At 39.5% G+C, this 22,751-nt stretch carries 20 protein-coding genes and 3 tRNA genes; 3 read left to right on the plus strand and 20 right to left on the minus strand.

What is annotated here, in order from left to right; all coding sequences use genetic code 11:
* Positions 1-64: 64 nt before the first annotated feature.
* The gene (locus tag L4F91_RS09960; RefSeq protein WP_265778620.1) at positions 65-445 is read left to right on the plus strand and encodes a hypothetical protein; all 381 of its coding nucleotides are present in this window, start codon (positions 65-67) and stop codon (positions 443-445) included.
* Positions 446-487: 42 nt separating this feature from the next.
* Here L4F91_RS09960 and L4F91_RS09965 read toward each other — a convergent pair.
* The 8 genes from L4F91_RS09965 to L4F91_RS10000 form a co-directional block, all read right to left on the minus strand.
* A tRNA-Arg gene (locus L4F91_RS09965) sits at positions 488-564 on the minus strand.
* A gap of 62 nt (positions 565-626) precedes the next feature.
* A tRNA-Arg gene (locus tag L4F91_RS09970) sits at positions 627-703 on the minus strand.
* A 10-nt stretch (positions 704-713) separates the two neighbouring features.
* Positions 714-803 (minus strand) — tRNA-Ser (locus L4F91_RS09975).
* A 111-nt stretch (positions 804-914) separates the two neighbouring features.
* Complete coding sequence (gene rep / locus L4F91_RS09980; protein ID WP_395896269.1) at positions 915-2,927, minus strand: DNA helicase Rep; 2,013 nt, start codon at positions 2,925-2,927, stop codon at positions 915-917.
* Positions 2,924-3,145, minus strand: a complete 222-nt coding sequence (locus tag L4F91_RS09985) for a YceK/YidQ family lipoprotein (RefSeq protein ID WP_395897885.1) — start codon at positions 3,143-3,145, stop codon at positions 2,924-2,926. The genes rep and L4F91_RS09985 overlap by 4 nt, the downstream gene beginning before the upstream one ends.
* A 117-nt stretch (positions 3,146-3,262) precedes the next feature.
* Positions 3,263-4,114 carry a DMT family transporter gene (locus L4F91_RS09990; protein WP_395896271.1) on the minus strand — a complete coding sequence of 284 codons (852 nt, stop codon included), beginning with the start codon at positions 4,112-4,114 and terminating at the stop codon, positions 3,263-3,265.
* Positions 4,111-4,530 (minus strand): serine O-acetyltransferase, encoded by a 420-nt coding sequence (locus L4F91_RS09995; RefSeq protein WP_395896272.1) that lies wholly within the window; start codon positions 4,528-4,530, stop codon positions 4,111-4,113. Before L4F91_RS09995 ends, L4F91_RS09990 begins: the two co-directional genes overlap by 4 nt.
* A complete protein-coding gene (locus tag L4F91_RS10000) occupies positions 4,527-4,763 on the minus strand; it encodes a pyridoxal-phosphate dependent enzyme (RefSeq protein ID WP_395896273.1) in 237 nt (78 codons plus the stop codon). The genes L4F91_RS09995 and L4F91_RS10000 overlap by 4 nt, the downstream gene beginning before the upstream one ends.
* A 135-nt stretch (positions 4,764-4,898) precedes the next feature.
* Between L4F91_RS10000 and L4F91_RS10005 the strand changes: the two genes are divergently transcribed.
* Positions 4,899-6,287 carry a PLP-dependent aminotransferase family protein gene (locus L4F91_RS10005; RefSeq protein WP_395896275.1) on the plus strand — a complete coding sequence of 463 codons (1,389 nt, stop codon included), beginning with the start codon at positions 4,899-4,901 and terminating at the stop codon, positions 6,285-6,287.
* A 75-nt stretch (positions 6,288-6,362) separates the two neighbouring features.
* Here L4F91_RS10005 and eno read toward each other — a convergent pair whose 3' ends face one another.
* The 7 genes from eno to priA form a co-directional block, all read right to left on the minus strand.
* The gene (gene eno, locus L4F91_RS10010; protein ID WP_250363686.1) at positions 6,363-7,664 is read right to left on the minus strand and encodes a phosphopyruvate hydratase; all 1,302 of its coding nucleotides are present in this window, start codon (positions 7,662-7,664) and stop codon (positions 6,363-6,365) included.
* A 115-nt stretch (positions 7,665-7,779) separates the two neighbouring features.
* Positions 7,780-9,411 (minus strand): glutamine hydrolyzing CTP synthase, encoded by a 1,632-nt coding sequence (pyrG, locus tag L4F91_RS10015; RefSeq protein ID WP_265762914.1) that lies wholly within the window; start codon positions 9,409-9,411, stop codon positions 7,780-7,782.
* Between the two features lie 232 nt (positions 9,412-9,643).
* Positions 9,644-12,742, minus strand: coding sequence for an efflux RND transporter permease subunit (locus L4F91_RS10020; protein ID WP_395896278.1), 3,099 nt, complete (start codon positions 12,740-12,742; stop codon positions 9,644-9,646).
* A gap of 16 nt (positions 12,743-12,758) precedes the next feature.
* The gene (locus L4F91_RS10025; RefSeq protein ID WP_395896280.1) at positions 12,759-13,985 is read right to left on the minus strand and encodes an efflux RND transporter periplasmic adaptor subunit; all 1,227 of its coding nucleotides are present in this window, start codon (positions 13,983-13,985) and stop codon (positions 12,759-12,761) included.
* Between the two features lie 29 nt (positions 13,986-14,014).
* Positions 14,015-14,581, minus strand: coding sequence for a TetR/AcrR family transcriptional regulator (locus L4F91_RS10030; RefSeq protein WP_250351480.1), 567 nt, complete (start codon positions 14,579-14,581; stop codon positions 14,015-14,017).
* 169 nt (positions 14,582-14,750) lie between these two features.
* Positions 14,751-15,554 (minus strand): cell division protein FtsN, encoded by an 804-nt coding sequence (gene ftsN, locus L4F91_RS10035; protein WP_395896282.1) that lies wholly within the window; start codon positions 15,552-15,554, stop codon positions 14,751-14,753.
* A 218-nt stretch (positions 15,555-15,772) separates the two neighbouring features.
* A complete protein-coding gene (gene priA, locus L4F91_RS10040) occupies positions 15,773-17,959 on the minus strand; it encodes a primosomal protein N' (protein WP_395896284.1) in 2,187 nt (728 codons plus the stop codon).
* 200 nt (positions 17,960-18,159) lie between these two features.
* Here priA and rpmE point away from each other — a divergent pair, with 200 nt between their 5' ends.
* The gene (rpmE, locus tag L4F91_RS10045) at positions 18,160-18,372 is read left to right on the plus strand and encodes a 50S ribosomal protein L31 (RefSeq protein ID WP_103854262.1); all 213 of its coding nucleotides are present in this window, start codon (positions 18,160-18,162) and stop codon (positions 18,370-18,372) included.
* 51 nt (positions 18,373-18,423) lie between these two features.
* On the opposite strand, the gene L4F91_RS10050 is transcribed toward rpmE, so the two are convergent.
* The 5 genes from L4F91_RS10050 to tmk form a co-directional block, all read right to left on the minus strand.
* On the minus strand, positions 18,424-19,710 hold the full coding sequence (locus L4F91_RS10050) for a hemolysin family protein (protein ID WP_250363692.1): 1,287 nt from the start codon (positions 19,708-19,710) through the stop codon (positions 18,424-18,426).
* 65 nt (positions 19,711-19,775) lie between these two features.
* Complete coding sequence (locus L4F91_RS10055; protein ID WP_250351476.1) at positions 19,776-20,303, minus strand: DUF1523 family protein; 528 nt, start codon at positions 20,301-20,303, stop codon at positions 19,776-19,778.
* A 28-nt stretch (positions 20,304-20,331) separates the two neighbouring features.
* A complete protein-coding gene (locus L4F91_RS10060) occupies positions 20,332-21,114 on the minus strand; it encodes a TatD family hydrolase (protein ID WP_250351475.1) in 783 nt (260 codons plus the stop codon).
* 9 nt (positions 21,115-21,123) lie between these two features.
* A complete protein-coding gene (locus tag L4F91_RS10065) occupies positions 21,124-22,116 on the minus strand; it encodes a DNA polymerase III subunit delta' (protein WP_395896287.1) in 993 nt (330 codons plus the stop codon).
* A 5-nt stretch (positions 22,117-22,121) separates the two neighbouring features.
* Positions 22,122-22,751: a dTMP kinase gene (tmk, locus tag L4F91_RS10070; protein WP_395896289.1), complete on the minus strand. Its 630-nt coding sequence runs from the start codon at positions 22,749-22,751 to the stop codon at positions 22,122-22,124.

Below are 22,751 nucleotides of genomic sequence, written 5' to 3' on the forward strand. Positions count from 1 at the left end.
TTAAACAGAATTTATCAAAAAAAACTACCGCACTTTCTAACCGAAAAATGATTTCGAGGTGGCAATGAGGCTGCAACAACAATTAACTTTTTTATTACAACGAAAGTTGATCGATGAAGAAATCGTGCAATGGATGCTACATATCCGCGATCATTTGCTCAAACAATGGCACGTTGATGTCGAAAGTCCACAGGTTTTAATACTATTCAATCACATTGCAATGGCATTAGGGCGAATAAAGCGGGGGTATACTGCAACCCCACTCGCAGCAGATATTTTGGCTGAAATACAAAGTGCGGTTGTTTTTCCACAGATTTTTCAACGCCATTCAGAATTGCTTGCATTACTACCTATCTCAATTCCTGACAGTGAACAAACGCATTTTATCGCAAATATTTATTCGCTTTCATTAAGCCAACCACAAATTCTAACTAAGGCAGTATGAAAATATATTAAGAGAAGTAAATAAAAAAGGTATTAGATAAGATGGCGCACCCGAAAGGATTCGAACCTTTGACCGCTCGGTTCGTAGCCGAGTACTCTATCCAGCTGAGCTACGGGTGCGTATTTGAGTTATACTAACCAATCATTTAATCATTTTAATTTTGCTGTAGAGCTCAACAAAATGGCGCACCCGAGAGGATTCGAACCTCTGACCGCTCGGTTCGTAGCCGAGTACTCTATCCAGCTGAGCTACGGGTGCCCTGAGTAAATGGCGGTGAGAGAGGGATTCGAACCCTCGATAAAGTTTCCCCTATACACCCTTAGCAGGGGTGCGCCTTCAGCCTCTCGGCCATCTCACCGCAATCGGTTTGTGGGCGGTATAATACGGATTGCCTCAGCATAAGTCAAACGATTTTTTGCAAATAATTATTTGTTTGAATGATTTATCTACAACGAGGAATAAATATCAACTAGCCTTTCAAAATCGCGCGTAAATTCGCAAGATTTTTCTTTGTTTGGTTCTGCTTTTCTTCTGTTGTCATTGCGGGTTTGTCTTTTTCCCATTGCACATCATCTGGCGGCAATTCATCTAAAAAGCGGCTTGGCATCGGTTTAAAAACTTCGCCAAATTGTCGCCGCTCTTTGCATAAGGAAAAAGTCAGCGTTTGTTGCGCACGTGTAATCCCTACATAGGCTAAGCGTCGTTCTTCTTCCACATTGTCTTCATCAATGCTGGTTTGGTGTGGCAGGATATTTTCTTCCATTCCCACTAAAAAAACGTGAGGAAATTCCAGCCCTTTTGAGGCGTGTAATGTCATCAATTGCACTTGATCACTTTCATCATCTTCTTCTCCACGCTCTAACATATCACGCAAGGTTAGGCGGGCGACCACTTGATTGAGCGTCATTGGCTCATTAAATTCATCGCCTTTGAGCATTTCTGCTACCCATTGGAATAAGGTCGCCACATTTTTACTTTGTACTTCTGCCATTCTTGGTGAAGTGGCCGTTTCGTAAAGATATTCTTCATAATGCAATTGGCTTAACATTCGGCGAATGGCATCTTCTGGTTCAGCGCGTAAAATTTCATCATTAAGCTCAACAATCCAACGCGCAAAATTTTGCAACGCATCATAAGCTTTTGGCGTAACGCGTTGAATTAATTCAAAATCAAAAATGGCTTCAAATAAACTGATATGTTTTGCTGATGCCAATGCTCCCAATTTTTCAAGGGTTGCCGTACCAATTTCTCGCTTTGGCGTATTGATAATACGTAGCAATGCGGCATCATCATCTTGATTCACCAAAACGCGCAAATATGCCATCATATCTTTAATTTCAGCCCTTGAGAAAAAAGACGTACCGCCAGAAATCTTGTAAGGAATACGATTTTGCATAAGTACCTTTTCAAATAAACGGGATTGATGATTTCCCCGATACAAAATGGCATAATCACGAAATTTGGTTTTACGCATAAAACGGTGTGTAATCAGCTCTCCCACCACCCGTTCTGCCTCATTTTCCTCATTTTTAGCCTCGATCACTTGTAATTTTTCCCCTTCACCCAAGGTAGAAAATAATTTTTTATCAAAAACGTGATCGTTGTTGGCAATCAAAATATTGGCACAATGCAAAATTCGCCCTGTGGAACGATAATTTTGCTCAAGTTTAATCACTTCTAACTGTGGGAAATCATTTTTTAGGCGAGCCATATTTTGCGGTTTTGCACCACGCCAAGAATAAATAGATTGATCGTCATCGCCTACTACGGTAAATCTCGCAGCCTCCCCTACCAATAATTTGATTAATTCATACTGGCTCGTATTGGTATCCTGATATTCATCTACCAGCAAATAGCGAATTTTTGCCTGCCATTTTGACCGCACTTCTGCATTTTCACGTAACAGCAAAGTAGGCTGCATAATTAAATCATCAAAATCTAAGGCATTATAAGCACGCAACTGAGTGGCATAACGCTGATAGCATTGGGCGAATGTTTGTTCTTGGGGATCCCCTGCCATTGCAAGGGCTTGTGCAGGCAAAATAAGATCATTTTTCCAACGGGCAATATGCGTAATCAACGCTTTCAATAAATCTTTATCTTGTTGTAGAAGATCTTGGGTTAATTCCTTTAATAACGCCATTTGATCCGAATCATCAAATAAAGTGATCGAAGATTTTAGCCCTAAATGCTTATATTCTCGCTTTACAATCTCAAAGCCAAGGGTATGGAAGGTAGAAATCGTCAAACCGCGACTTTGCGCTTTGCCAATAGAATGCGCCACCCGTTCTTTCATCTCTCGTGCCGCTTTATTAGTAAAGGTTATCGCCGCAATTTGCTTGGCGGAATAACCACAATTTGCGATTAAATACGCAATTTTATTGATGATAACTCGCGTTTTCCCCGAACCAGCGCCCGCTAAAACCAAGCAAGGCCCAGAGACATAATGAACAGCTTGTTGTTGTTGTACATTTAATTTCATTTGGCTTCTTCCGCCCACGCATAGGGCAATAATGCGGTGTCTAATAAAAAAGATAAAGGCAAATCTAAAATTGGCAGTCCCCATTTTTGAGCCATCTGCCAATCATATTTTGTACCCGCATAGCTTTCATAAGGTTTACTTGGATCGACCAACTTCACCACCGTGCCACAACCCGAAAGTAAACAAAATGCGGTAGGAATAAGGAGTATTTTTTTCATTAATGTAAAAAGAAGAGAGTTCATAGTGCCTATTATAAGAAAATCTCAGCCTGATTGGAAATGGTACAATAGCCTATACTAACATAGGCTATTGTATTGAAGATAAGCAGTTCTTATTTAAGCTGACTTTTTATTTGCAATGTATAAACCAAATAAAACCACAAACATACTCATTACTTCTAATTGAGATAATGCTTCATTAAAAATAATATAAGCATATAAAGCAGAAATTAATGGCTGCGTTAATACTAATAAAGAAGCATAACTTGCTTTCACTTTTCCTAAACAAAAACTTAACCCTCCTTGTCCCAAAATTTGCGATAGTAATGCTAGCCCCAATAATGGATAAAGTTGTCGGAAACTCATTGGAATAAAAAATCCTTCTACAACTAAAGATACAGGTAGCAATACAAATAAACAGCCTATACTTGCATAAGTCATAATTTGGATTGTTGAAAATAAATTTCTTAATTTATAAATTGAAATAATAAATAAACCATAGAATACAGAAGTTAATCCTGCCAACAAATCCCCTTTAAAATTATTTATACTTGGCGAAACTTTTCCATATAAAAGAAACACCACACCCAAAATAATTATCGCCGCCCCCATAATAAAATTTATATTTATTTTTTCTTTATAAACAAAATAGGAAATAGGCACTACTGTAAAGGGAACCAAATTCGCCAATAAATTCGCATTTGCCACGGTTGTATAATGAAAAGAAACATTCCATAAAATTAAATCTAATGCTAAAAAAGCCCCAGCCAGAATAGAAATAATAATTTCTTTCCTATTCATTTTATTTTCACTACTTGAAAACTTATTTAATAAAAAGAAAATTGGCAGAGAAAATAACACGCGATACATTCCTGTCGTTATTGGAGGAAGAGCACTTAACTTTACAAAAATACCGCCTAGCGCTAAACAAGATATTGAAAAAATGATATATAAAATATAACGCATCATAAGTTTCCTTTTATTAATTGATTTTCAGTTTTAACATAAACCATATAATTATCTGGTATATTCTCAGTTATTACACAACCGGAACCAATAAAAACATTATTACCTATCGTTATTGCCCCAAATAACTTAGAAAATGATCCTATCTGAACATTATTTCCTATCCTTGGATGCCTAATTCCTTCTGGGTTATTAGCAATTCCCTTTGCTCCTAAAATGACCCCACCAAGCATATAGCAATCATCGCCAATCTTTGCTGTTTCGCCAATAACCGTGCCAATACCGTGATCTAAAATAAATCTTTTTCCAATTTTGGCACAAGGGTTAATTTCTGCTCCTGATAGTAATTTACCTTTAGAAGATAAAATAAGTGCATATTGATACTTATTTTTTATAAAATCTAAATTATTAATATTCATATTAAGTAAATAATGAGATATTCTATAATAAAAAACCGCATTAAATGATGTATATCCATATAAAATATTTTTAGACTTCTTTTCTGAATAGTATGATTAGCAACCCTAGATTTTATACTTCCTGCCGGATTAAATTCTTCTAGTTTTACATATACATTTGCATAGTTCTCACCGAAGATATTCTTTATTTTAATTAAGGGAGTATCTCCCATATAACAATTTAGTTTATGCATGGTTTATGCCTCTTGATAAAATGTGTGTTTACTATGTATTTACTATAAAAGATAAAACACATAGAATACCTATACAGTTTAGCGAATTATTCAATAACTGTTATGCCAGCACACCAATACAGTTTGGGGTTAATAATGAAAGAGAATACCAAAGTGCAACAGGTTTATGATTGGGTTGTGGATAAAATCGAACGGAAGATTTATTTGCCTAATCATAAAGTACCATCAATACGTAGTTTAGCGAGTAAACTTAGCTGTTCGACTTTTACGATTTCACAAGGCTACGATCGTCTTGTTTCAATGGGATATTTAACTGCGTCATCAGGATCAGGCTATTTTGTTTGTGAAAGAGAAAAAATAAATGAAAATATTGATATATCTTCTGCATTAATTAAAAATGTATTAGATACAGGCTGGTTGATGAGCCATTTATTTGATGAACTACCCGACGATAAAACTTCAGGAAGTGGATTATTACCGAATGATTGGTTAATAGATGAAGATACAATCAGAAATGCCATTAGAAAAGCAACAAAATCCGCTGACGAATTTATTTATTCTTACGGGCATATACAGGGTTATCCTTTATTAAGAGAATTATTTATTAAAAAACTTGATGATATAGGCATAAAAACCACAAAAGATTTCGTCATTACAATGCCAGGCGTTTCTTCTGCTATTCAGACCGTGCTGAAATGTATTACAAATGAAGGTGATTATGTTGTCGTTGATGATCCCAGTTGGTTCTGGCTGTTAGGCTGCTTACATCAATTGGGTTTAAAGGTACTCAGCATACCACGAAATAAAGACGGGGCTGATTTAATAAAATTAGAAGAAATATTAACACAATACCGCCCCAAAATTTATATCACAAATAGCGTCTTAAATAATCCTACCTCTTTTAATGTCTCCCCATCAATGATTTATAAAACATTAAATCTGTTAAACTCTTATGATTGTTATTTATTAGAAGATGATGTCTATGGCGAATTAGCAAATAATCAGCGCATATTAAGGTATGCAACGCTTGATGGATTAGATCGTGTTTTTTATATTACGGGCGTATCAAAAGTTTTAGGTGCAAATTGGCGAGTTGGCTTTTTATGTCCTCCCAAACAATTTCTTGAGCCAATACTTAGACAAAAAATGCTTTCTAATATGACTAGTACAGAATTAACCGAACGTAGTGTGTATCATATTTGGCTTCATTCGGAATATCATAAACATATTGAAAAGATGAAGCTCAAACTGATAAGAAAAAGAGAAATGATCATCTCACTTCTTCAAAAACTTGGTTTTGATTACTCAGAAGAAAATGCCTGTGGTATTTTTATTTGGCTTGATACAAAATGTGATACGCAAAAGATGGCGACTGAGGCTAGAAAAGAAGGTTATTTACTTGCTCCTGGCTATTTATTTTCCGCCAATTTGCATTTTTCAACTTATCTTCGTTTAAATATTACGAGAACAACGGAAGAATTTATTTATTGGTTATATCAATATAGATTAAAACAAAAAAGTTAAAATAATTTGGTCTTTTCCATAAAAAACCGCACTTTAATAAGTGCGGTCTTTTTTTAAGCTAAATTTCAGTCAAAATTACGCTTGACCTTTAACTGCTTTTAATCCTAAGAATGGCGCTTTTTCGCCTAATGCTTCTTCGATACGGATTAATTGGTTGTATTTTGCAATACGGTCTGAGCGGCTCATTGAACCCGTTTTGATTTGACCTGCTGCTGTACCTACTGCTAAATCAGCAATAGTTGCATCTTCAGTTTCGCCAGAACGGTGTGAGATAACCGCTGTGTAACCTGCATCTTTTGCCATTTTGATTGCAGCTAAAGTTTCAGTTAATGAACCAATTTGGTTGAATTTAATTAAGATTGAGTTTGCAATCCCTTTTTCAATCCCTTCTTTTAAGATTTTGGTGTTAGTTACGAATAAGTCATCACCCACTAATTGAACTTTATCGCCTAGTACTTTAGTTTGGTATGCGAAACCGTCCCAATCTGATTCGTCTTGACCATCTTCGATAGACACGATTGGGTACTCTTTGCATAAACCTTCTAAGTAGTGAGTAAATTCTTGAGAAGTGAATGATTTACCTTCACCTTTCATTTCGTACATACCGTTTTCTTTGTTGTAGAATTCAGATGATGCACAGTCCATTGCCAATGTAACATCTTTACCTAATACATAACCGGCTTTCTCTACCGCTTCTTTGATACAAGCAAGCGCTGCGGCATTTGATTCTAGGTTAGGTGCAAAACCACCCTCGTCACCTACTGCGGTGCTTAAACCTTTAGATTTTAATACTTTAGCAAGGTTATGGAATACTTCAGCACCGATACGTAGTGCTTCTTTTAAGGTTTTCGCACCCACTGGTTGGATCATAAACTCTTGAATATCCACGTTGTTATCTGCGTGTTCACCACCGTTGATAATGTTCATCATTGGTAATGGCATTGAGTAAACGCCCGGTGTGCCGTTTAGCTCTGCAATCCACGCATAAAGTGGTAAACCTTTAGATGCTGCCGCTGCTTTCGCGTTAGCAAGAGAAACCGCTAAAATTGCGTTTGCACCGAATTTAGATTTATTTTCCGTGCCGTCTAAGTCGATCATAATTTGGTCGATTTCTGCTTGGTTAGTGGCATCTTTACCCACTAAGGCTTGTGCGATTGGACCATTTACCGCTTCAACCGCTTTTAACACACCTTTACCTAAGAAACGAGATTTATCGCCATCGCGTAATTCTAATGCTTCACGAGAACCTGTTGATGCGCCAGATGGTGCAGCAGCCAGACCGACAAAACCACCTTCAAGGTGAACTTCTGCTTCAACAGTTGGGTTACCGCGCGAGTCAATGATTTCACGACCAATAATTTTAACGATTTTCGCCATTTTATTTTCCTCTTTTAAGTTCAAAATGAATTCTTGAAAAATCGCACTTATAGTAAAGCGTTTTTCAGAATTTGTCTTGTTAAAAATACTGCTTATTTGATCAAAACACTATTTTTTAACTATTTTTCTGATGTTCTTTTGCTGCCTTGACAAAGCCCTCAAATAATGGATGACCATCACGTGGAGTTGAGGTAAATTCAGGGTGGAACTGACAAGCGACAAACCAAGGGTGATTTGGTACTTCAATAATTTCCACTAATTTTTTATCCGCAGATAACCCTGTTACTTTTAAACCGGCTTTTTCAATTTGTGGTAATAGGGTATTGTTTACCTCGTAACGATGACGATGACGCTCTTCAATGGTTTCTGCACCATATAGCTCACGCGCTCGGCTGCCTTCAGCAAGATGACATTGCTGTGCGCCTAAACGCATTGTGCCACCAAGATCAGACTTATCACTACGGGTTTCGATATTTCCTTCTGCATCTTGCCATTCTGTAATTAAGCCCACCACAGGTTGTTTACAATTTTTATCAAACTCAGTGGAATTTGCCTCGGTCAATCCTGCTTTATGACGCGCATATTCAATTAATGCCACTTGCATTCCTAAACAAATGCCTAAGTACGGAATGTTGTTTTCTCGGGCATATTGTGCGGTGCGAATTTTGCCTTCCACCCCACGATAGCCAAAGCCACCCGGCACTAAAATACCATCTAAGCCTTTTAGCACCTCTGTGCCTTTGCTTTCAACATCTTCTGAATCAATATACTTAATATTCACATTTAGACGGTTTTTTAATCCCCCGTGTTTTAATGCTTCATTCACGGATTTATAAGCATCAGGTAACTCAATATATTTCCCTACCATACCAATGGTTACTTCACCTGTTGGGTTAGCTTGTTGATAAAGCACTTGCTCCCATTCGCTTAAATCCGCTTCAGGGCAATCTAGGTGGAAACGCTGACAAATAAACTCATCTAGGCCTTGTGATTTCAATAAAGCTGGAATCTGATAAATAGAACTCACATCTTTTAACGAAATCACCGCACGTTCTGGCACATTACAGAACAAGGCAATTTTGGCACGTTCATTTGGTGGGATCATACGATCAGAACGGCAAATTAACACATCAGGCTGAATTCCAATTGAGAGCAATTCTTTAACTGAATGTTGCGTTGGCTTGGTTTTCACTTCGCCCGCTGTTGGAATATAAGGCACAAGGGTTAGATGCATAAAAATCGTACGTTCACGCCCCACTTGCACAGCAAGCTGACGTAATGCCTCTAAGAACGGTAATGATTCAATATCCCCCACTGTTCCGCCCACTTCCACGATAGCCACATCGTGCCCCGCTGCGCCATCGATCACGCGCGCTTTAATTTCATTGGTGATATGTGGAATAACTTGAATAGTCGCCCCAAGATAGTCGCCTCGACGCTCTTTGCGTAAGACTTCAGAATAAATTTTACCCGTAGTGAAATTATTGCGTTTGGTCATTTTAGTGCGAATAAAACGCTCATAATGCCCGAGATCGAGATCCGTTTCTGCGCCGTCTTGGGTCACAAACACTTCACCGTGTTGGGTTGGACTCATTGTACCGGGATCCACATTAATATAAGGATCCAGTTTCATAATGGTTACATTCAAACCACGAGCTTCTAAAATTGCGGCCAATGATGCCGCTGCAATCCCTTTACCAAGGGAAGAAACCACGCCGCCCGTTACAAAAATATAGTTGGTAGCCATAAATAGAACCTAATTTGTTGAGATGAAAAAATTGATAATCATTGTAATAAGACGGGATGTTAGTTTACAGCAAAGGGCAATCTAACTCAATCGCTAGGCAAGATTTTTTAATTTTTAAAGTGCGGTGCTTTTTTCTCATTTTTTTATAAAATTCCGCAAAATCTCCCCGCACTTTCTTTTTTCGTCAATAAAAAAGCTACCCAGAGGTAGCTTTTGATTTTTTGATGATTAATTAATGCTGACCATTGGCTTCAATAGGTTTGATGCTTTCATCAAACTCTGGTAATGGTTTATGCTCACTTGCGATATAAGTATAAATGACAGGCAAGATGAACAAGGTAAAGAGCGTACCAATTGCCAATCCAGCCACGATCACAATACCAATACTAAAGCGAGACACTGCACCTGCGCCTGTCGCATATAGCAATGGAATTAACCCTGCAATCATCGCGGCGGTTGTCATCAGAATTGGGCGTAAACGCACGGTCGCGGCTGCCATAATAGCTTCTCGACGGTTTTTATGGTGATAAAGCTGCTCTTCTTTCGCTACTTCACACATTAAGATACCGTGTTTCGTAATTAAGCCTACAAGCGTAATCAAGCCCACTTGTGAGTAAATATTTAAGGTTGTTCCAGCAATACCGAAGAAACCAAATAAATTTAAGGCAAATAACGCGCCACTCACAGCAAGTGGTACAGAAATCATAATCACTAATGGATCGCGGATGGATTCAAATTGAATTGCTAACACAAGGAAGATAATAATCACCGCTAAGGCAAAAGTAACGCCTAATGAATTGCCTTCTTGTACAAGCTGACGTGCTTCACCTTTGAAGTCGTAGTTATAGCCTTGTGGTAAATCCTGATTTGCTGTGTCTTGTAACCATTTTACCGCATCACCAATACTGGTGGTTGGTGAAGGCACCGCACCAATAATCGCAGAATTTAACTGGCTAAAACGAGGCAATGAACTTGGTTGTGATTCAAGTGTGACCGTTAAGAAACTGCTTAACGGTACAGATTCGCCATTGCTTGCTTTTACGAAGTAATTATCCATACTTTCTGGCGCAAGGCGATCTTTACGCTTAACTTGTGAAATCACTTTATACGCACGCCCATCAATATCTACACGGGTGATAGTTGCAGCAGAAAGATAGCTACCTAGTGTATTACTAATTTGCTGCATAGATACCCCATAGGTTCCCGCTTTTTCTTTATCAATGGTGATTTTCATCTGCGCGGTATCAAATTTCAACGCTAAAGAAGTGTACACAAACTGCCCTGAGTTTTTCATTTTATCTAAGAAAGCGCCGGCAACGTCTGCCAATTCTTTATAATCTTTCGCCGTGCTAATCACAAAGCTCACTGGTGGGCCTTGTTCACCGGTTTCAATTTCTGGGAAAGCGAAACCACTCACCGAAATTTCAGGAATAGCTTGGGCTTTTTGATTTAATTCAGCAAGCACTTCACTTTGTTTACGGCTACGATCCTTCCAATCCTTTAACGTGACTACGTTTAATGATTGATTAGATGCTGGCGCACCAGAAATGACCATTGAAAAATCGACTTCTTCGGTATTTTTCAAAATATCTTCATAGCCTTTCATTGCCCCTTGTACATAATCCACATTCACATTCGCAGGTGCTGTTCCTAACGCGAGAAATGCCCCTTTGTCTTCCGCTGGGGTTAATTCACTTGACAGTGCATTGAACAACATCGGTAAAGTGGCAAAAATAACAACAGCAAATGCCAGCACAAATTTGCGGCTATTCATTACAATGCCAAGCAAATATTCATAAGTGCGGGTCAATTTTCCTAAGGTATTTTCGATACGTTGCTCAAGTTTTGATGGTGCAGTATGTGGCTTAAGCAATTTACTACTCATCATTGGGGAAAGCGTTAACGCCACGATCCCTGAAATAAACACCGCCCCCGCTAAAGTAAGGGCAAATTCTTTAAACAGTGAGCCAGTAATCCCATTCATTAATGCCATTGGGGAATACACCGCGATCAATGCAATGGTCATTGAAATAACAGGCGTTGCAATTTCTCTTGTCCCGATAATTGCTGCCCGGAATGGCGTTTCACCGAGTTTAATATGGCGATCCACGTTTTCTAGCACCACAATCGCATCGTCCACCACAAGCCCAATTGCCAGTATTAATGCCAGCAATGTCATTAAATTAATTGAGAAATCAAACGCTTGCAACATCATAATCACCCCAATTAGAGAAATTGGAATGGTAATGACAGGAATTAAAATCGCTCGGAATGAGCCAATAAATAAAGTAATCACCACCAATACGATAATGGTTGCCTCTAAAATGGTTTTCACCACTTCATCAATGGAGCTGTTAATTGCAATTGTGCGGTCATAAAGAATGTCAGTTTCAATACTGTCAGGCAAATTGCGTTTAATGCTCTCATAAAGCGGACGAATATTTTCCGCCACGGTTAATGGGTTTGCCGTTGAGGCGGGATCAATGGCTAATACCACAGAATCTGAGCCATTCGCTACCGCTCGGCTATCATCGCTTTCTTTATTTAATTCAACATCAGCAATATCACGCAAACGCACGAGATTATCACCTTTTGAATACACGATCAGATTTTGCAACTGCTCTACGGTCTTGGTGGTGGTTTCCACTTTATTTTTATACACCGTAAAATAGCCATTATCATTACCTGCCGCCGTTTGAACGTTATTAGCAGATAAAGCCGCCATCACTTCTGGCGCGGAAAGGTTTTGCGCTGCCATTTTTTGTGGATCTAACCAAATACGCATTGCATATTGTGATGCACCGAAAATGGTGACTTTTGCCACCCCTTCCACGGTAAAAAATTGTGGTTTCACCACACGCTCAATATAATCGGTAACTTGGCTGGCATCTAATTTATTGGAACGGAAACTGATGTACATAATCCCTGATCCCCCTGTTGAAGAAGTAATCGTAGGATCATCAATCCCAGTCGGCAATGCAGAACGCACGGAATTCACCTTCGCCAACACATCAGCTAGCGCCGCGTTGGGATCGGTGTTGAGTTTCATTTTTACCGTAATAGAAGAGGTATTTGGACGACTTTCTGAAGACATATAATCAATATTATCAGCCTGTGCAATCGCTTCCTCTAGTTTTGAGGTAATAAAGGCTTGGATCAGATTGGCATCCGCCCCCGGATAAACCGTGGTAACGCTGATTACCGTGGTTGTCATTTTAGGATATTCACGCACCGTCAATTTTGAAATGGCTTGCAAACCTAAAATCACAATCAGCAAGCTAATCGAAACCGCTAAAATGGGGCGACGAATAAAAATATCTGTAAATTTCATTCACACACTTCCTAAATTAAAGATTAGTTTTCTTCACAGGTTCAGCTGTGCCAACACCCGCTTTATCCGTCACAAAAACTAAGCTGCCATTACCAATACGCTGCTGACCGCCCGTGATGATTAAATCACCCACTTTCACATCATCGCCTTTTAATTGCGCATAAATGCCTTGACGATCTTTGGTAAACACCGTGATTTGTTTCGCACGATATACCTTATCAATGTCATCTTTGTGTGGGAATTTATCGTTATCTAATAACGTCTGTTTATCTTCATCAGAAAGTGCGGTTAAAACGTAGGCAATTTCGCCGTACATATTGTAGCTCACTGCCACTTGTGGCACGACAACTTGGTTGCGCTCCGTTGGTAAGGCAATGCGTAAACGCGTGAACATTCCTGATAATAATTTTTGTCCCTGTGGCTGATCAAACGTCGCTTGCACATCAATTAACCCCGTAGAACCATTAATTGCAGGTTCAATGGCGGTGATTTTCGCCCCAAAGGTTTCGCCCAAAAGTGCGTCGGCTGTTGCCGTTACCTTTTGATCTAAATGTAATTTTTCAAGGGAATTTTGTACCACTGCAAAATCCACTTTCATTTGGCTACGATCTTCAACACGAACAATTTCACTGCCCATTGTGACATATTGCCCGACATTCACTTTTACAATCCCTGCCACACCATCAAAAGGTGCGACAATTTGACGGCGTTCGATGGTTGCTTTTAACGCAGCAATATTCGCCACTAAGGCATCATAACTGGCTTTGGCATTATCCAATTCCTGTTGCGAAACACTTTTGGTTTTATAAAGATTAAGATAACGTTGATAGGTTTGTTTCACCGAAGAAAGCTGTGCTTGCGAAGCCGATAAATTTGCCTGTTCTACCGAGCTATCTAATTGCACTAACACATCACCTTTTTTCACCGCTTGCCCTGATTGCACTAACACCTTCGCCACTGTACCTGCGGTTTGCGCACTTAGCATTGCCCCTTGGTTTGGACGAACCAAACCGGTGGTTTCAATAACAGGTGTCCATTCTTTTGCCTCAACACGCATTGCCGTTACAGGATTAGCAGGTTCAGGCATTGACGATAAATATTTGCCAATCGCCATTCCTTTAAAAATATTGGCAGCGATCATTCCAATAAAAATGAATGCCACCACGATAAGGATCAACTTCACCCAAAAAACGTGCGAACGCTTTTGTGTTTTAGGCTGAACGGGTTGAGTATTAAGACTCATAAAAAAACTCCATAATAACTATAACTAAACTATTTTTGCATTGATCGCCAAGTTCTTATAATAACTTCCTCTAAAATATCATTTTCAATTTCAGTTTTTATAAAAGCGTGATCGTATGCTAAGTTAATCGCACTTTCTAAACCTAATGAAAATAATATTTTCGGCGGTAAATCACATAATACTCCGGCTTGATTTGCTTTTTGGCAAAACGCATACCATAGGGTTTGTTTTTCCTGTTCCATACAAATTTGATAGAAATCAGGTAAGGATTGATATTGGCTCATATTCACCACAATCATTGGATTGTCCTGTAAATAATGCCAAATGTTCCACCACATTTGACGATATTGTTCAAAGTGCGGTTGGTTTTCATCGTAATTTTTTTCTAATTCCTTAGAAAAAAGGGTAAACACTCTACGAGCAAAGGCTTTTAACAATTCTTCTTTACTTTTAAAGTAAATATAAATTGTTCCCGCAGAAATATTGGCTGCTTTGGCGATTTTGTGCATCGATAAATTATGCAATCCACCTTCTGCCATAAGCCTTTCTGTCGCTAAAAAGATTTGCTCGGTCATCTCATTTTCAGATTGACGCATTAAAATAACCTTAAAAAAATTAATAAAAGGAAGTTACACACAGTAAAAGAATGGACTGAATGAACGTTCGTTCATTTTAATGATTTTTTATTTTTTCGCAATAAATAAATCAAAATACAAGCGAAAAAAGCCACCTTTAAAAAGGTGGCTGATGTGGTTTCGTTCGATTTTACATTCCAATTAACACACAAGTGGTGATTGACTTCGCCTTTTCAAGTGTCTTTTGCGTGGTTGTGCGATCTCCCACAGGTCCAATCACGACACGATTCCAATCCGCACTGCTATTTACGCGTGCATTAAATCCTGCTAAAACCAATTTCGCTTGAATATTTTCTGCTTGCTGACGATTTTTAAATGCGCCACATTGCAAGCCATATTTTCTCTCTCCATCGGTATTTTTCGCTACGGCGGTTTCCACTTTCTTCGGTGTTTCCGCTTTTTTTGGTGTTTCCTCTTTTTTGCTGTCTTCTCTTACTTTCACAACAGAGGTTGTTTCTACCACTGTAGGCTTGCTTTCACTAACTTCTACTTTTACAGGCGCAGGCTTTCTTGCCGCTTCTTTTGCAGCAAGCTCTTCTGCTTTTTTACGTTCTTCTGCTTGTTTTAAACGTGCTGCCTCGGCGGCTTTTTGCTCTTTTTCCATTTCGATTAGCACTTTTTTCTGCTCTTCCGTTAAACGCATATTTTTTTCCAACGATTTTGGATTATCGTCCACTGGCACAGTGCGTGTTTCCAAGGCTTTAATATAGCTCCACACTTCTTCAGGCGGTGTGGGCAACACACTTTTTGGTGTGTTTTTCTCTGGCGTTATTAGCACAGGAGCAATGTCATTAGATTTTTCTTTTAACAAGAATAATCCCGCTACAAAAATGCCGATCACTAATGCGGCAATCCCTAAAATCAGTGGTTTATTAACCTTTTTTGCTTTTTTCTTTGGTTTGCCTGTACGGCGAGCATAATCACGTTGAGCCACAATAAAACCCTATATTTAAAAGTGCGGTGGAAATTTACGCTAAATTTGCTTTCGGAAATCGCGTATTATTCGCGATGGAAGATTGCGATTAAATTGTATAATGAATAAAAATCAAGATCATTATTCAATAAAACAGATGAGAAAATAAATTTCCCCTCATTTCATCCGACAAAATTATTCCAATTCTACTGAAAAATAGGGGCAATGGCTAGCGAGTTTTAACTTAAATCTAACGGATCCACATCTAACACCCAACGGACTTGATGGGCTTTTTGCGGAATATCCTGTTTAAACTGGCTTAATACTTGCTGTAATTTTGCTTTTGACGAATGTTGTAATAATAACTGCCAACGGTAAGCCCCCGCTTTTTTGCTAAATGGCGCAGGTAAAGGCCCATAAATTTGTAAACCTGCCACATTTTGCTGTTGTAATTGTTGCGCAATTTGCTGTAAAAACTGTTCAGCTTCTTCACTATGACGGCTTTGCGCACGAAATAAGGCTTGTGAATGATAAGGCGGTAATCCCATTTGCTGGCGTAATTGCAAGGCGTGTTGGGCAAATTCGCCATACCCCTCTTTTAATAAGGTGCGTAATAAAGGGTGATCTGGATAATGGGTTTGCAACACCACTTCCCCACGTTTGTCGCCACGTCCAGCTCGTCCTGCGACTTGAATATAAAGCTGAGCAAGTCGCTCTTCAGCACGAAAATCTACAGAAAATAACGCATTATCCACATTCAGCAATCCAACTAAAGTGACATTAGGAAAATGATGTCCTTTAGCAAGCATTTGTGTACCAATTAAAATCTGGCTTTTACCTTGTTGAATATCTTGCAAATGCTGTTCTAACTTACCTTTGCGCGCTGTGCTATCACGATCAATACGTGTTACCACATAATCGGGGAAGCGTTGTGTTAAGGTTTCTTCAAGCTGTTCCGTGCCAAGCCCAGTGGTCATTAAGTGGGTTGAGCCACAATGCCCACATTGCATAGGAATGGGCTTTTGCGAGCTGCAATGATGGCAACGTAATACACGCTGATGTTGATGATAAGTATAAGGTTTTTCACAATGTTGGCATTCTGCAATCCAACCACATTCGTGGCAAAATAACACAGGGGCAAAGCCTCGACGGTTTAAAAACAGCAAGACTTGGTTGCCTTGTTGTAAATGTTCCTGCATTTTATTGGCAAGGGCATCTGACAATCCATTTTGCATACGCTGATGTTTTAAATCAATCACGAATTGTTGAAGTGCGGTGCTATTTCCTGCCCTTTTTTGCAAAATAATGTGTTGGTATTTGCCTAATTTCACGTTATTCAGGCTTTCTAAACTTGGTGTTGCTGACCCCAATAAAATAGGAATCTCTAATTGTTTTGCATACACCACCGCCAAATCCCGTGCGTGATAACGCCAACCATCTTGCTGTTTAAAAGAGCTGTCGTGTTCTTCATCTATCACAATCAAGCCAAGATCCGCAAATTGCGTGAATAATGCCGATCTTGTGCCAATGATTATGGCACTTTGTCCTGATTTTGCACGCTGCCACGCCTGTAAGCGTTGGTTATCATTCAAATTTGAATGTAAGACATCAATCGCGACATTAAAACGTGCTTTAAAACGTTGTACCGTTTGTGGCGTTAGCCCAATTTCAGGCACAAGGACTAACACTTGTCGCCCTTTTTTCAAGGTTTCTTCAATGCTTTGTAAATAAATTTCTGTTTTACCCGAACCTGTTACGCCATCAATCAACCAAACTGCAAAGCCTTGATGAAATACAATTTGCCCTAATGCTAAGGCTTGTTCTTTGTTTAAACGATGCTTATTCTCTTCATTAACAATGGGCTGATCAAGATCATACCAAGGACGGCTCACTTTCTGTTGTTCGTATTCCTCTATATAACCTTTTTCTTTTAAATGCTGCCAAATTGTAGTAGAAAAGGGCGTTTGCCCTTTTTCCAGTGGCTGTTGAGCTAATAACTGTAAGGCTTCTTGCTGTTTCTTCGCTCGTTTAAGTGAATACTCACGTAAGGCTTGTTCCCCCTGTTCAGTAATGCGGAAAAAAACGGGCGAATTTTCCACCGCACTTTCCCCTTGCCGCAATTTCACCGGCAGCGCTTGGAATAAGGCTTCACCCAATGGCGCTTGATAATAATTTGCCGCCCAGTGGATCAATTGCCACACAGGTTCATTAAACAGAGTTTGCTCATCAAGTACGTTCAAGATTGCTTTAAGCTGTTGAGGAGCGACCTCACTTTGGCTCGGCAAACCTACCACGATCCCCACGCGTTTCTGCCTTCCAAATGGCACAATCACACGCCCCCCCACCGCAGGAGAAAAGCCCTCTGGCAGAAGATAATCAAAAAATTGGAATAATGGCACGGCTAGCGCCACACGGACAAGTTTCATTATGCGAGCCTTAACAAACAAAAATTGCGCTTATTATAGCGGAATAATCTCGCCCCTTGAATATTCCTTTTTTTTCGGTATAATCTGCGAGCTTAAATGAAAGATCTTGCTTATGGCGATGTGCTATAAGTGTAATATTAACCACACTCGGTGCTAAATTCAGTTTTAGAGAGCGGAGTGGCTTCAAATTGAGGTTTTCTATGAAACAAGGTATTCACCCAGAATATAAAGAAATTACGGCAACTTGTTCTTGCGGTAATGTGATCAAAACTCGTTCAACTTTAGGTAAAGATTTGAACTTGGACGTGTGCAGCAACTGCCACCCATTCTACACAGGTAAACAACGTGTTGTTGATACTGGTGGTCGTGTTGAACGCTTCAACAAACGTTTCAGCATTCCAAGCACGAAATAAGATTAAGTGTATAAAAAACCCTACTGACGTAGGGTTTTTTATTCTCTAAAATTAATCTTTTCTAAGGGAAACCATTAACTGATCAATTTTAAAATTCTCTGTATCAATAATTTCAAATTTATAGTTATCGTAGAGAACGAAGTCAGTTTTTTTCGGGATTTTACGTAACATATACATCATAAATCCACCGATAGTTTCATAATTTTCTGCATCGGGGAAATTTTCTATTTCTAAGGCGCGCATCACATCTTCTAAAGGTGTTGCACCATCAATCAGCCACGAGCTTTCATCACGGCGAACAATTTGCTCTTCTTCACTCGAAACTAATTCGCCCATTACAATACTCATTACATCATTGAGCGTTACAATTCCTACCACCAACGCGTATTCATTCACAATCACGGCAAAATCTTCACCAGCAGATTTAAACAATTCCAGCACTTCAAACAAGGATAAGGTATCAGGAATAAACAGTGGTTTACGCAAAACACGCTGATCCGTAAGGGAAACCTGTTGTTCTTGTAAATACAGTGTGAGTAAGCTATGTGATTCAATATAACCTAAAATTTTATCCAATCCATTATCGCAAATGAGCAATTTAGAATGCGGATTAGATTTAATCGTTGCCACCACCTTTTCACGATCAAAAGTGCGGTCTAAAAATACAATATTTTCACGCGTGGTCATTGTGGAGGTTACCGTACGCTCTTGCATATCAAAAATATTTTCGATCAAATAATGTTCTTGCGCTTTTAGCACGCCCGCTTCTGCACCAGCGTCCACCAACGCCACAATATCTTCAGGGGTAAGGTTGTCTTCTCGCACGGTGGAAATACGGAATAAGCGAAACACAGCATTAGCAATGGCATCAAACAACCATACAATAGGCTTAAATAAGAAGATACAAAACAGCATAATGCGTACGGTACGTAATGCCACAGTTTCTGGATTAGTCATTGCAAGACGTTTCGGAATAAGATCCGCCAACAAAATAAAAGCAATGGTAACAATCGCAAAAGACAGCCAAGAGGCGGCACTTTGCAACCATTCTGCCTGACTATATTGGGCAAGCCATTTTTCAAGCACTGGGCTAATGGCACTTTCACCAATTACCCCACCTAAAATCGCCACCATATTCAAGCCAATTTGCACCACAGTAATAAATCTCCCCGGGTGGGCTTGCAGTTGTAACACTAATCTTGCCCGTTCATCGCCTTCATTTTCAAGGCTTTGTAGTTTTAATTTTCTTGCTCCTGCTAATGAAATTTCTGCAGAAGAAATCACCGCACTGACGCCAATTAAGGCAGTTAAACTTAATATTGCTTCAAATAATCCCATTTTTATTATCCTTAGAAGAAAAATGGTGCATCGCAAGATACACCACTTTCACCTGATTTTGACGCTTATTTTTCGCTGTCAAACCAACCACGCACAAATTGGATTGAGAAGAACAGTGTAATCAACAAGAAGAAATAAAATACATAAGACAGAATTGGGTAAGACGCCCCTTCATCTAAGGTAACTTCTTTGATTGAGGTGGCATTACGGAATTCATCAAATAGCACTAAACGCCAGCCATAATATTTCACTTGTACCAATTTATGCTCCACAGCAAAGCTTTGTGCTTTGGCTTGTAAATCGGCAGAGCCAAATTTGAAATAGAAAGGAAAACTCCAGCGTGTATCTTCATTGCGATACACCATCACCTTATCTTCATTCGGTTTTTGCGTATAAATATAATACACATCACGGGTCGGGCCATCTGCTGGATTCGATTTGGTGATTGGACCATCTTTATCCACCCGTTTTACTTCTACACCTGTTACTCGGGTTACATCATAATGAGGGGTAACATAGTTTACAAGGGCAAATAAAAAACCGTGAAATAAAAAGATGATCAAAATGAAAAAATATTTAAAAAAGCGTCGCATTGTTTCTTCCTCCAGCTAAGGTAATGTTTTATTGTACCTGAATTTTGAACAAACGCTCAAAATTTTGTGTGGTGATTTGGGCAAATTCCTCACTTGAAAGCCCTTTCAAGGTAGCAACATAATCACACACTTCACGAGTATAAGCAGGCTGATTTTGTTTTCCACGATAAGGCACAGGCGCAAGGTAAGGGCTATCGGTTTCCACCAATAAACGATCTAACGGCACTTGACGTACAACTTCACGTAGTTCTTCCGCATTTTTAAAGGTAATAATGCCTGAAATGGAAATATAAAATCCCAGATCAAGAGCTTGTTTCGCCATTTGCCAATTTTCGGTAAAACAATGCAAAACACCACCGCACTTTTCAGCCTGATGTTCTTTCAACAAGGCAATGGTATCTTCTCTTGCCGAGCGAGTATGCACAATAATTGGCTTGTTTAACGCATTCGCTACGCCAATTTGCTCAGCAAACACAGCTTGCTGCTGAGCTTTATTTTCCACACTGTAATAATAATCCAAGCCCATTTCACCAATAGCGATCACCTTATCATCTTGCGCAAGCTGATGTAAACGTGTCGCATCAAAAGGTTCATCATCTAAATCTAAAGGGTGAACACCACAGGCTAAGGAAATTTCAGAAAACGGTTTTAAGGTTTCATACATTTGCTCAAAACGTTTTAAGGTTACGCCCACCGCAAGTAAATGTTGCACACCACGTTGTTTGGCTTTTTGCACCACATCAGCAACATTTTGATGTAAGTTTTCATAATCTAATGCGTCTAAATGACAATGACTATCTACAATAAACATTTTACTTTCCTAATGCGTTTGTTGAGGTTCAAAGACCTCGGTAATTAAGCGTGTTAAGCCATCAAGCAAAATAATTTCTTGATTCACGCCGTTAATTTGTAATAAATCCGACCGCACTTGCTGCATAATTTTGCTAGCTTTAAGTAGCCCTTGCGTACTCTGTTTTTGGTTAAAACGTTGAATAGCTTGCAAAAAATCCGTCTGAACCCATTGAGCTGGCACATTCAATTTCATTTTTAACGCATCGCGCAAAAATCCACTCAACCAATCGAGTTGCTGGAATAAAATCTCTTTTTCAAAGTGCGGTAATAATTCCAGTGGCGAACGGCGCGTATAAAACAGCCAAAATTGACGTAACAATAACGTGCGTTTTTGTAATAATCCTTGTTGCAACATAGCCAAGGCAGAAAGTGGACGACCGTGCGAAACATCAAGTGCGGTACGAATTTCTTCCATTGTTCCCACATTTTGCTCCGCCAGCCAAGCTAGGGCTTGCGCTTGTGTTGGGTTGGCGATTAACCAAGGCTGACTACGGCTGTAAATGGTTGCCAACAAGCTCGCCGAAAGATCGGCTTGAAGCAGGAAATAGGTCTGTTGCGTCGGTTCTTCCAAGGTTTTCAGCAAGGCATTCGCGGCAGATTCTGTCAGGCGATCCACCTGTTTAATCATCACTATTTTATTGCCTCCTTGCTGTGAACGCTGCGCCACTTTTTCATTCACTTCACGTACTTGATCAATACCAATATCCTTATTTTCAATAGGTTCAATCAGATAAAAATCGGGGTGATTGCCTGCATTAAAAAGCTGGCAATGATGGCACGCACCGCAAGGTTGATGACCCTTTGGCGATTGACAGACCAACCACGCTGCCACGCCACGCAACAACGCATCATTGCCAATGCCTTGCTCCGTTTTAAATAACAATGCGTGATGCCCATACCCTTGTTCAAAGGCGTGGATAATTTTGTCGTAATAGGGTTGCAACCAAGGATAACGTAACATAAATTTTATTGATGATTTTTAATGAAATTTTGCACCGCACTTTGAATATCGGCACGCACTTGTTCAATGCTTTGTTCAGCATTAATCATCACCGCATTGGGATCTTGTTTAACCAAGGCTAAGTAACGATCTCTGGTGCGTTGGAAAAAGGCAATTTCTTGCTGTTCAATACGATCTAATTCACCACGCCCTCTCGCTCGCGCTAAACCAATTTCAGGATCAAGATCTAAATATAACGTGAGATCAGGGGAAAAATTGCCTAACACCGTTTGCTTTAAGGTTTGCAACAACTTTGCATCAATTTGACGCCCGCCCCCTTGATAAGCTTGGGAAGATAAATCGTGGCGATCACCCACCACCCACTTACCTTCAGCAAGGGCGGGCTTAATCACATTTTCCACCAACTGAATGCGCGCGGCATAAAGCATTAACAGTTCTGCTTTATCCGTTACGGGTTCTTCTGTTTCGTATTTAATCAAATGACGCAATTTTTCCGCCAAAGGCGTGCCACCGGGTTCACGAGTAAACACCACATCACTTACCCCCTCACGAGCTAGCACTTCCACAATGGCATCACGGGCAGTCGTTTTGCCCGCCCCTTCTAAGCCTTCGATCACAATAAATTTACCAGTCAT

It is taken from the genome of Avibacterium sp. 20-126, from assembly GCF_044358625.1.
GTDB lineage: Bacteria > Pseudomonadota > Gammaproteobacteria > Enterobacterales > Pasteurellaceae > Avibacterium.

Bases quoted from the DNA above. Each gene is read 5' to 3' on its own strand.
- L4F91_RS09990 (WP_395896271.1), bottom strand. From the start codon at position 4,114: ATGATGCGTTATATTTTATATATCATTTTTTCAATATCTTGTTTAGCG.
- L4F91_RS09995 (WP_395896272.1), bottom strand. From the start codon at position 4,530: ATGAATATTAATAATTTAGATTTTATAAAAAATAAGTATCAATATGCA.
- L4F91_RS10060 (WP_250351475.1), bottom strand. From the start codon at position 21,114: ATGTTTATTGTAGATAGTCATTGTCATTTAGACGCATTAGATTATGAA.
- rpmE (WP_103854262.1), top strand. From the start codon at position 18,160: ATGAAACAAGGTATTCACCCAGAATATAAAGAAATTACGGCAACTTGT.
- L4F91_RS10025 (WP_395896280.1), bottom strand. From the start codon at position 13,985: ATGAGTCTTAATACTCAACCCGTTCAGCCTAAAACACAAAAGCGTTCG.
- L4F91_RS09960 (WP_265778620.1), top strand. From the start codon at position 65: ATGAGGCTGCAACAACAATTAACTTTTTTATTACAACGAAAGTTGATC.
- priA (WP_395896284.1), bottom strand. From the start codon at position 17,959: ATGAAACTTGTCCGTGTGGCGCTAGCCGTGCCATTATTCCAATTTTTT.
- L4F91_RS10000 (WP_395896273.1), bottom strand. From the start codon at position 4,763: ATGCATAAACTAAATTGTTATATGGGAGATACTCCCTTAATTAAAATA.
- L4F91_RS10005 (WP_395896275.1), top strand. From the start codon at position 4,899: ATGAAAGAGAATACCAAAGTGCAACAGGTTTATGATTGGGTTGTGGAT.
- eno (WP_250363686.1), bottom strand. From the start codon at position 7,664: ATGGCGAAAATCGTTAAAATTATTGGTCGTGAAATCATTGACTCGCGC.
- L4F91_RS10055 (WP_250351476.1), bottom strand. From the start codon at position 20,303: ATGCGACGCTTTTTTAAATATTTTTTCATTTTGATCATCTTTTTATTT.
- L4F91_RS10030 (WP_250351480.1), bottom strand. From the start codon at position 14,581: ATGCGTCAATCTGAAAATGAGATGACCGAGCAAATCTTTTTAGCGACA.
- L4F91_RS10020 (WP_395896278.1), bottom strand. From the start codon at position 12,742: ATGAAATTTACAGATATTTTTATTCGTCGCCCCATTTTAGCGGTTTCG.
- tmk (WP_395896289.1), bottom strand. From the start codon at position 22,751: ATGACTGGTAAATTTATTGTGATCGAAGGCTTAGAAGGGGCGGGCAAA.
- L4F91_RS09985 (WP_395897885.1), bottom strand. From the start codon at position 3,145: ATGAAAAAAATACTCCTTATTCCTACCGCATTTTGTTTACTTTCGGGT.
- L4F91_RS10050 (WP_250363692.1), bottom strand. From the start codon at position 19,710: ATGGGATTATTTGAAGCAATATTAAGTTTAACTGCCTTAATTGGCGTC.
- pyrG (WP_265762914.1), bottom strand. From the start codon at position 9,411: ATGGCTACCAACTATATTTTTGTAACGGGCGGCGTGGTTTCTTCCCTT.
- L4F91_RS10065 (WP_395896287.1), bottom strand. From the start codon at position 22,116: ATGTTACGTTATCCTTGGTTGCAACCCTATTACGACAAAATTATCCAC.
- rep (WP_395896269.1), bottom strand. From the start codon at position 2,927: ATGAAATTAAATGTACAACAACAACAAGCTGTTCATTATGTCTCTGGG.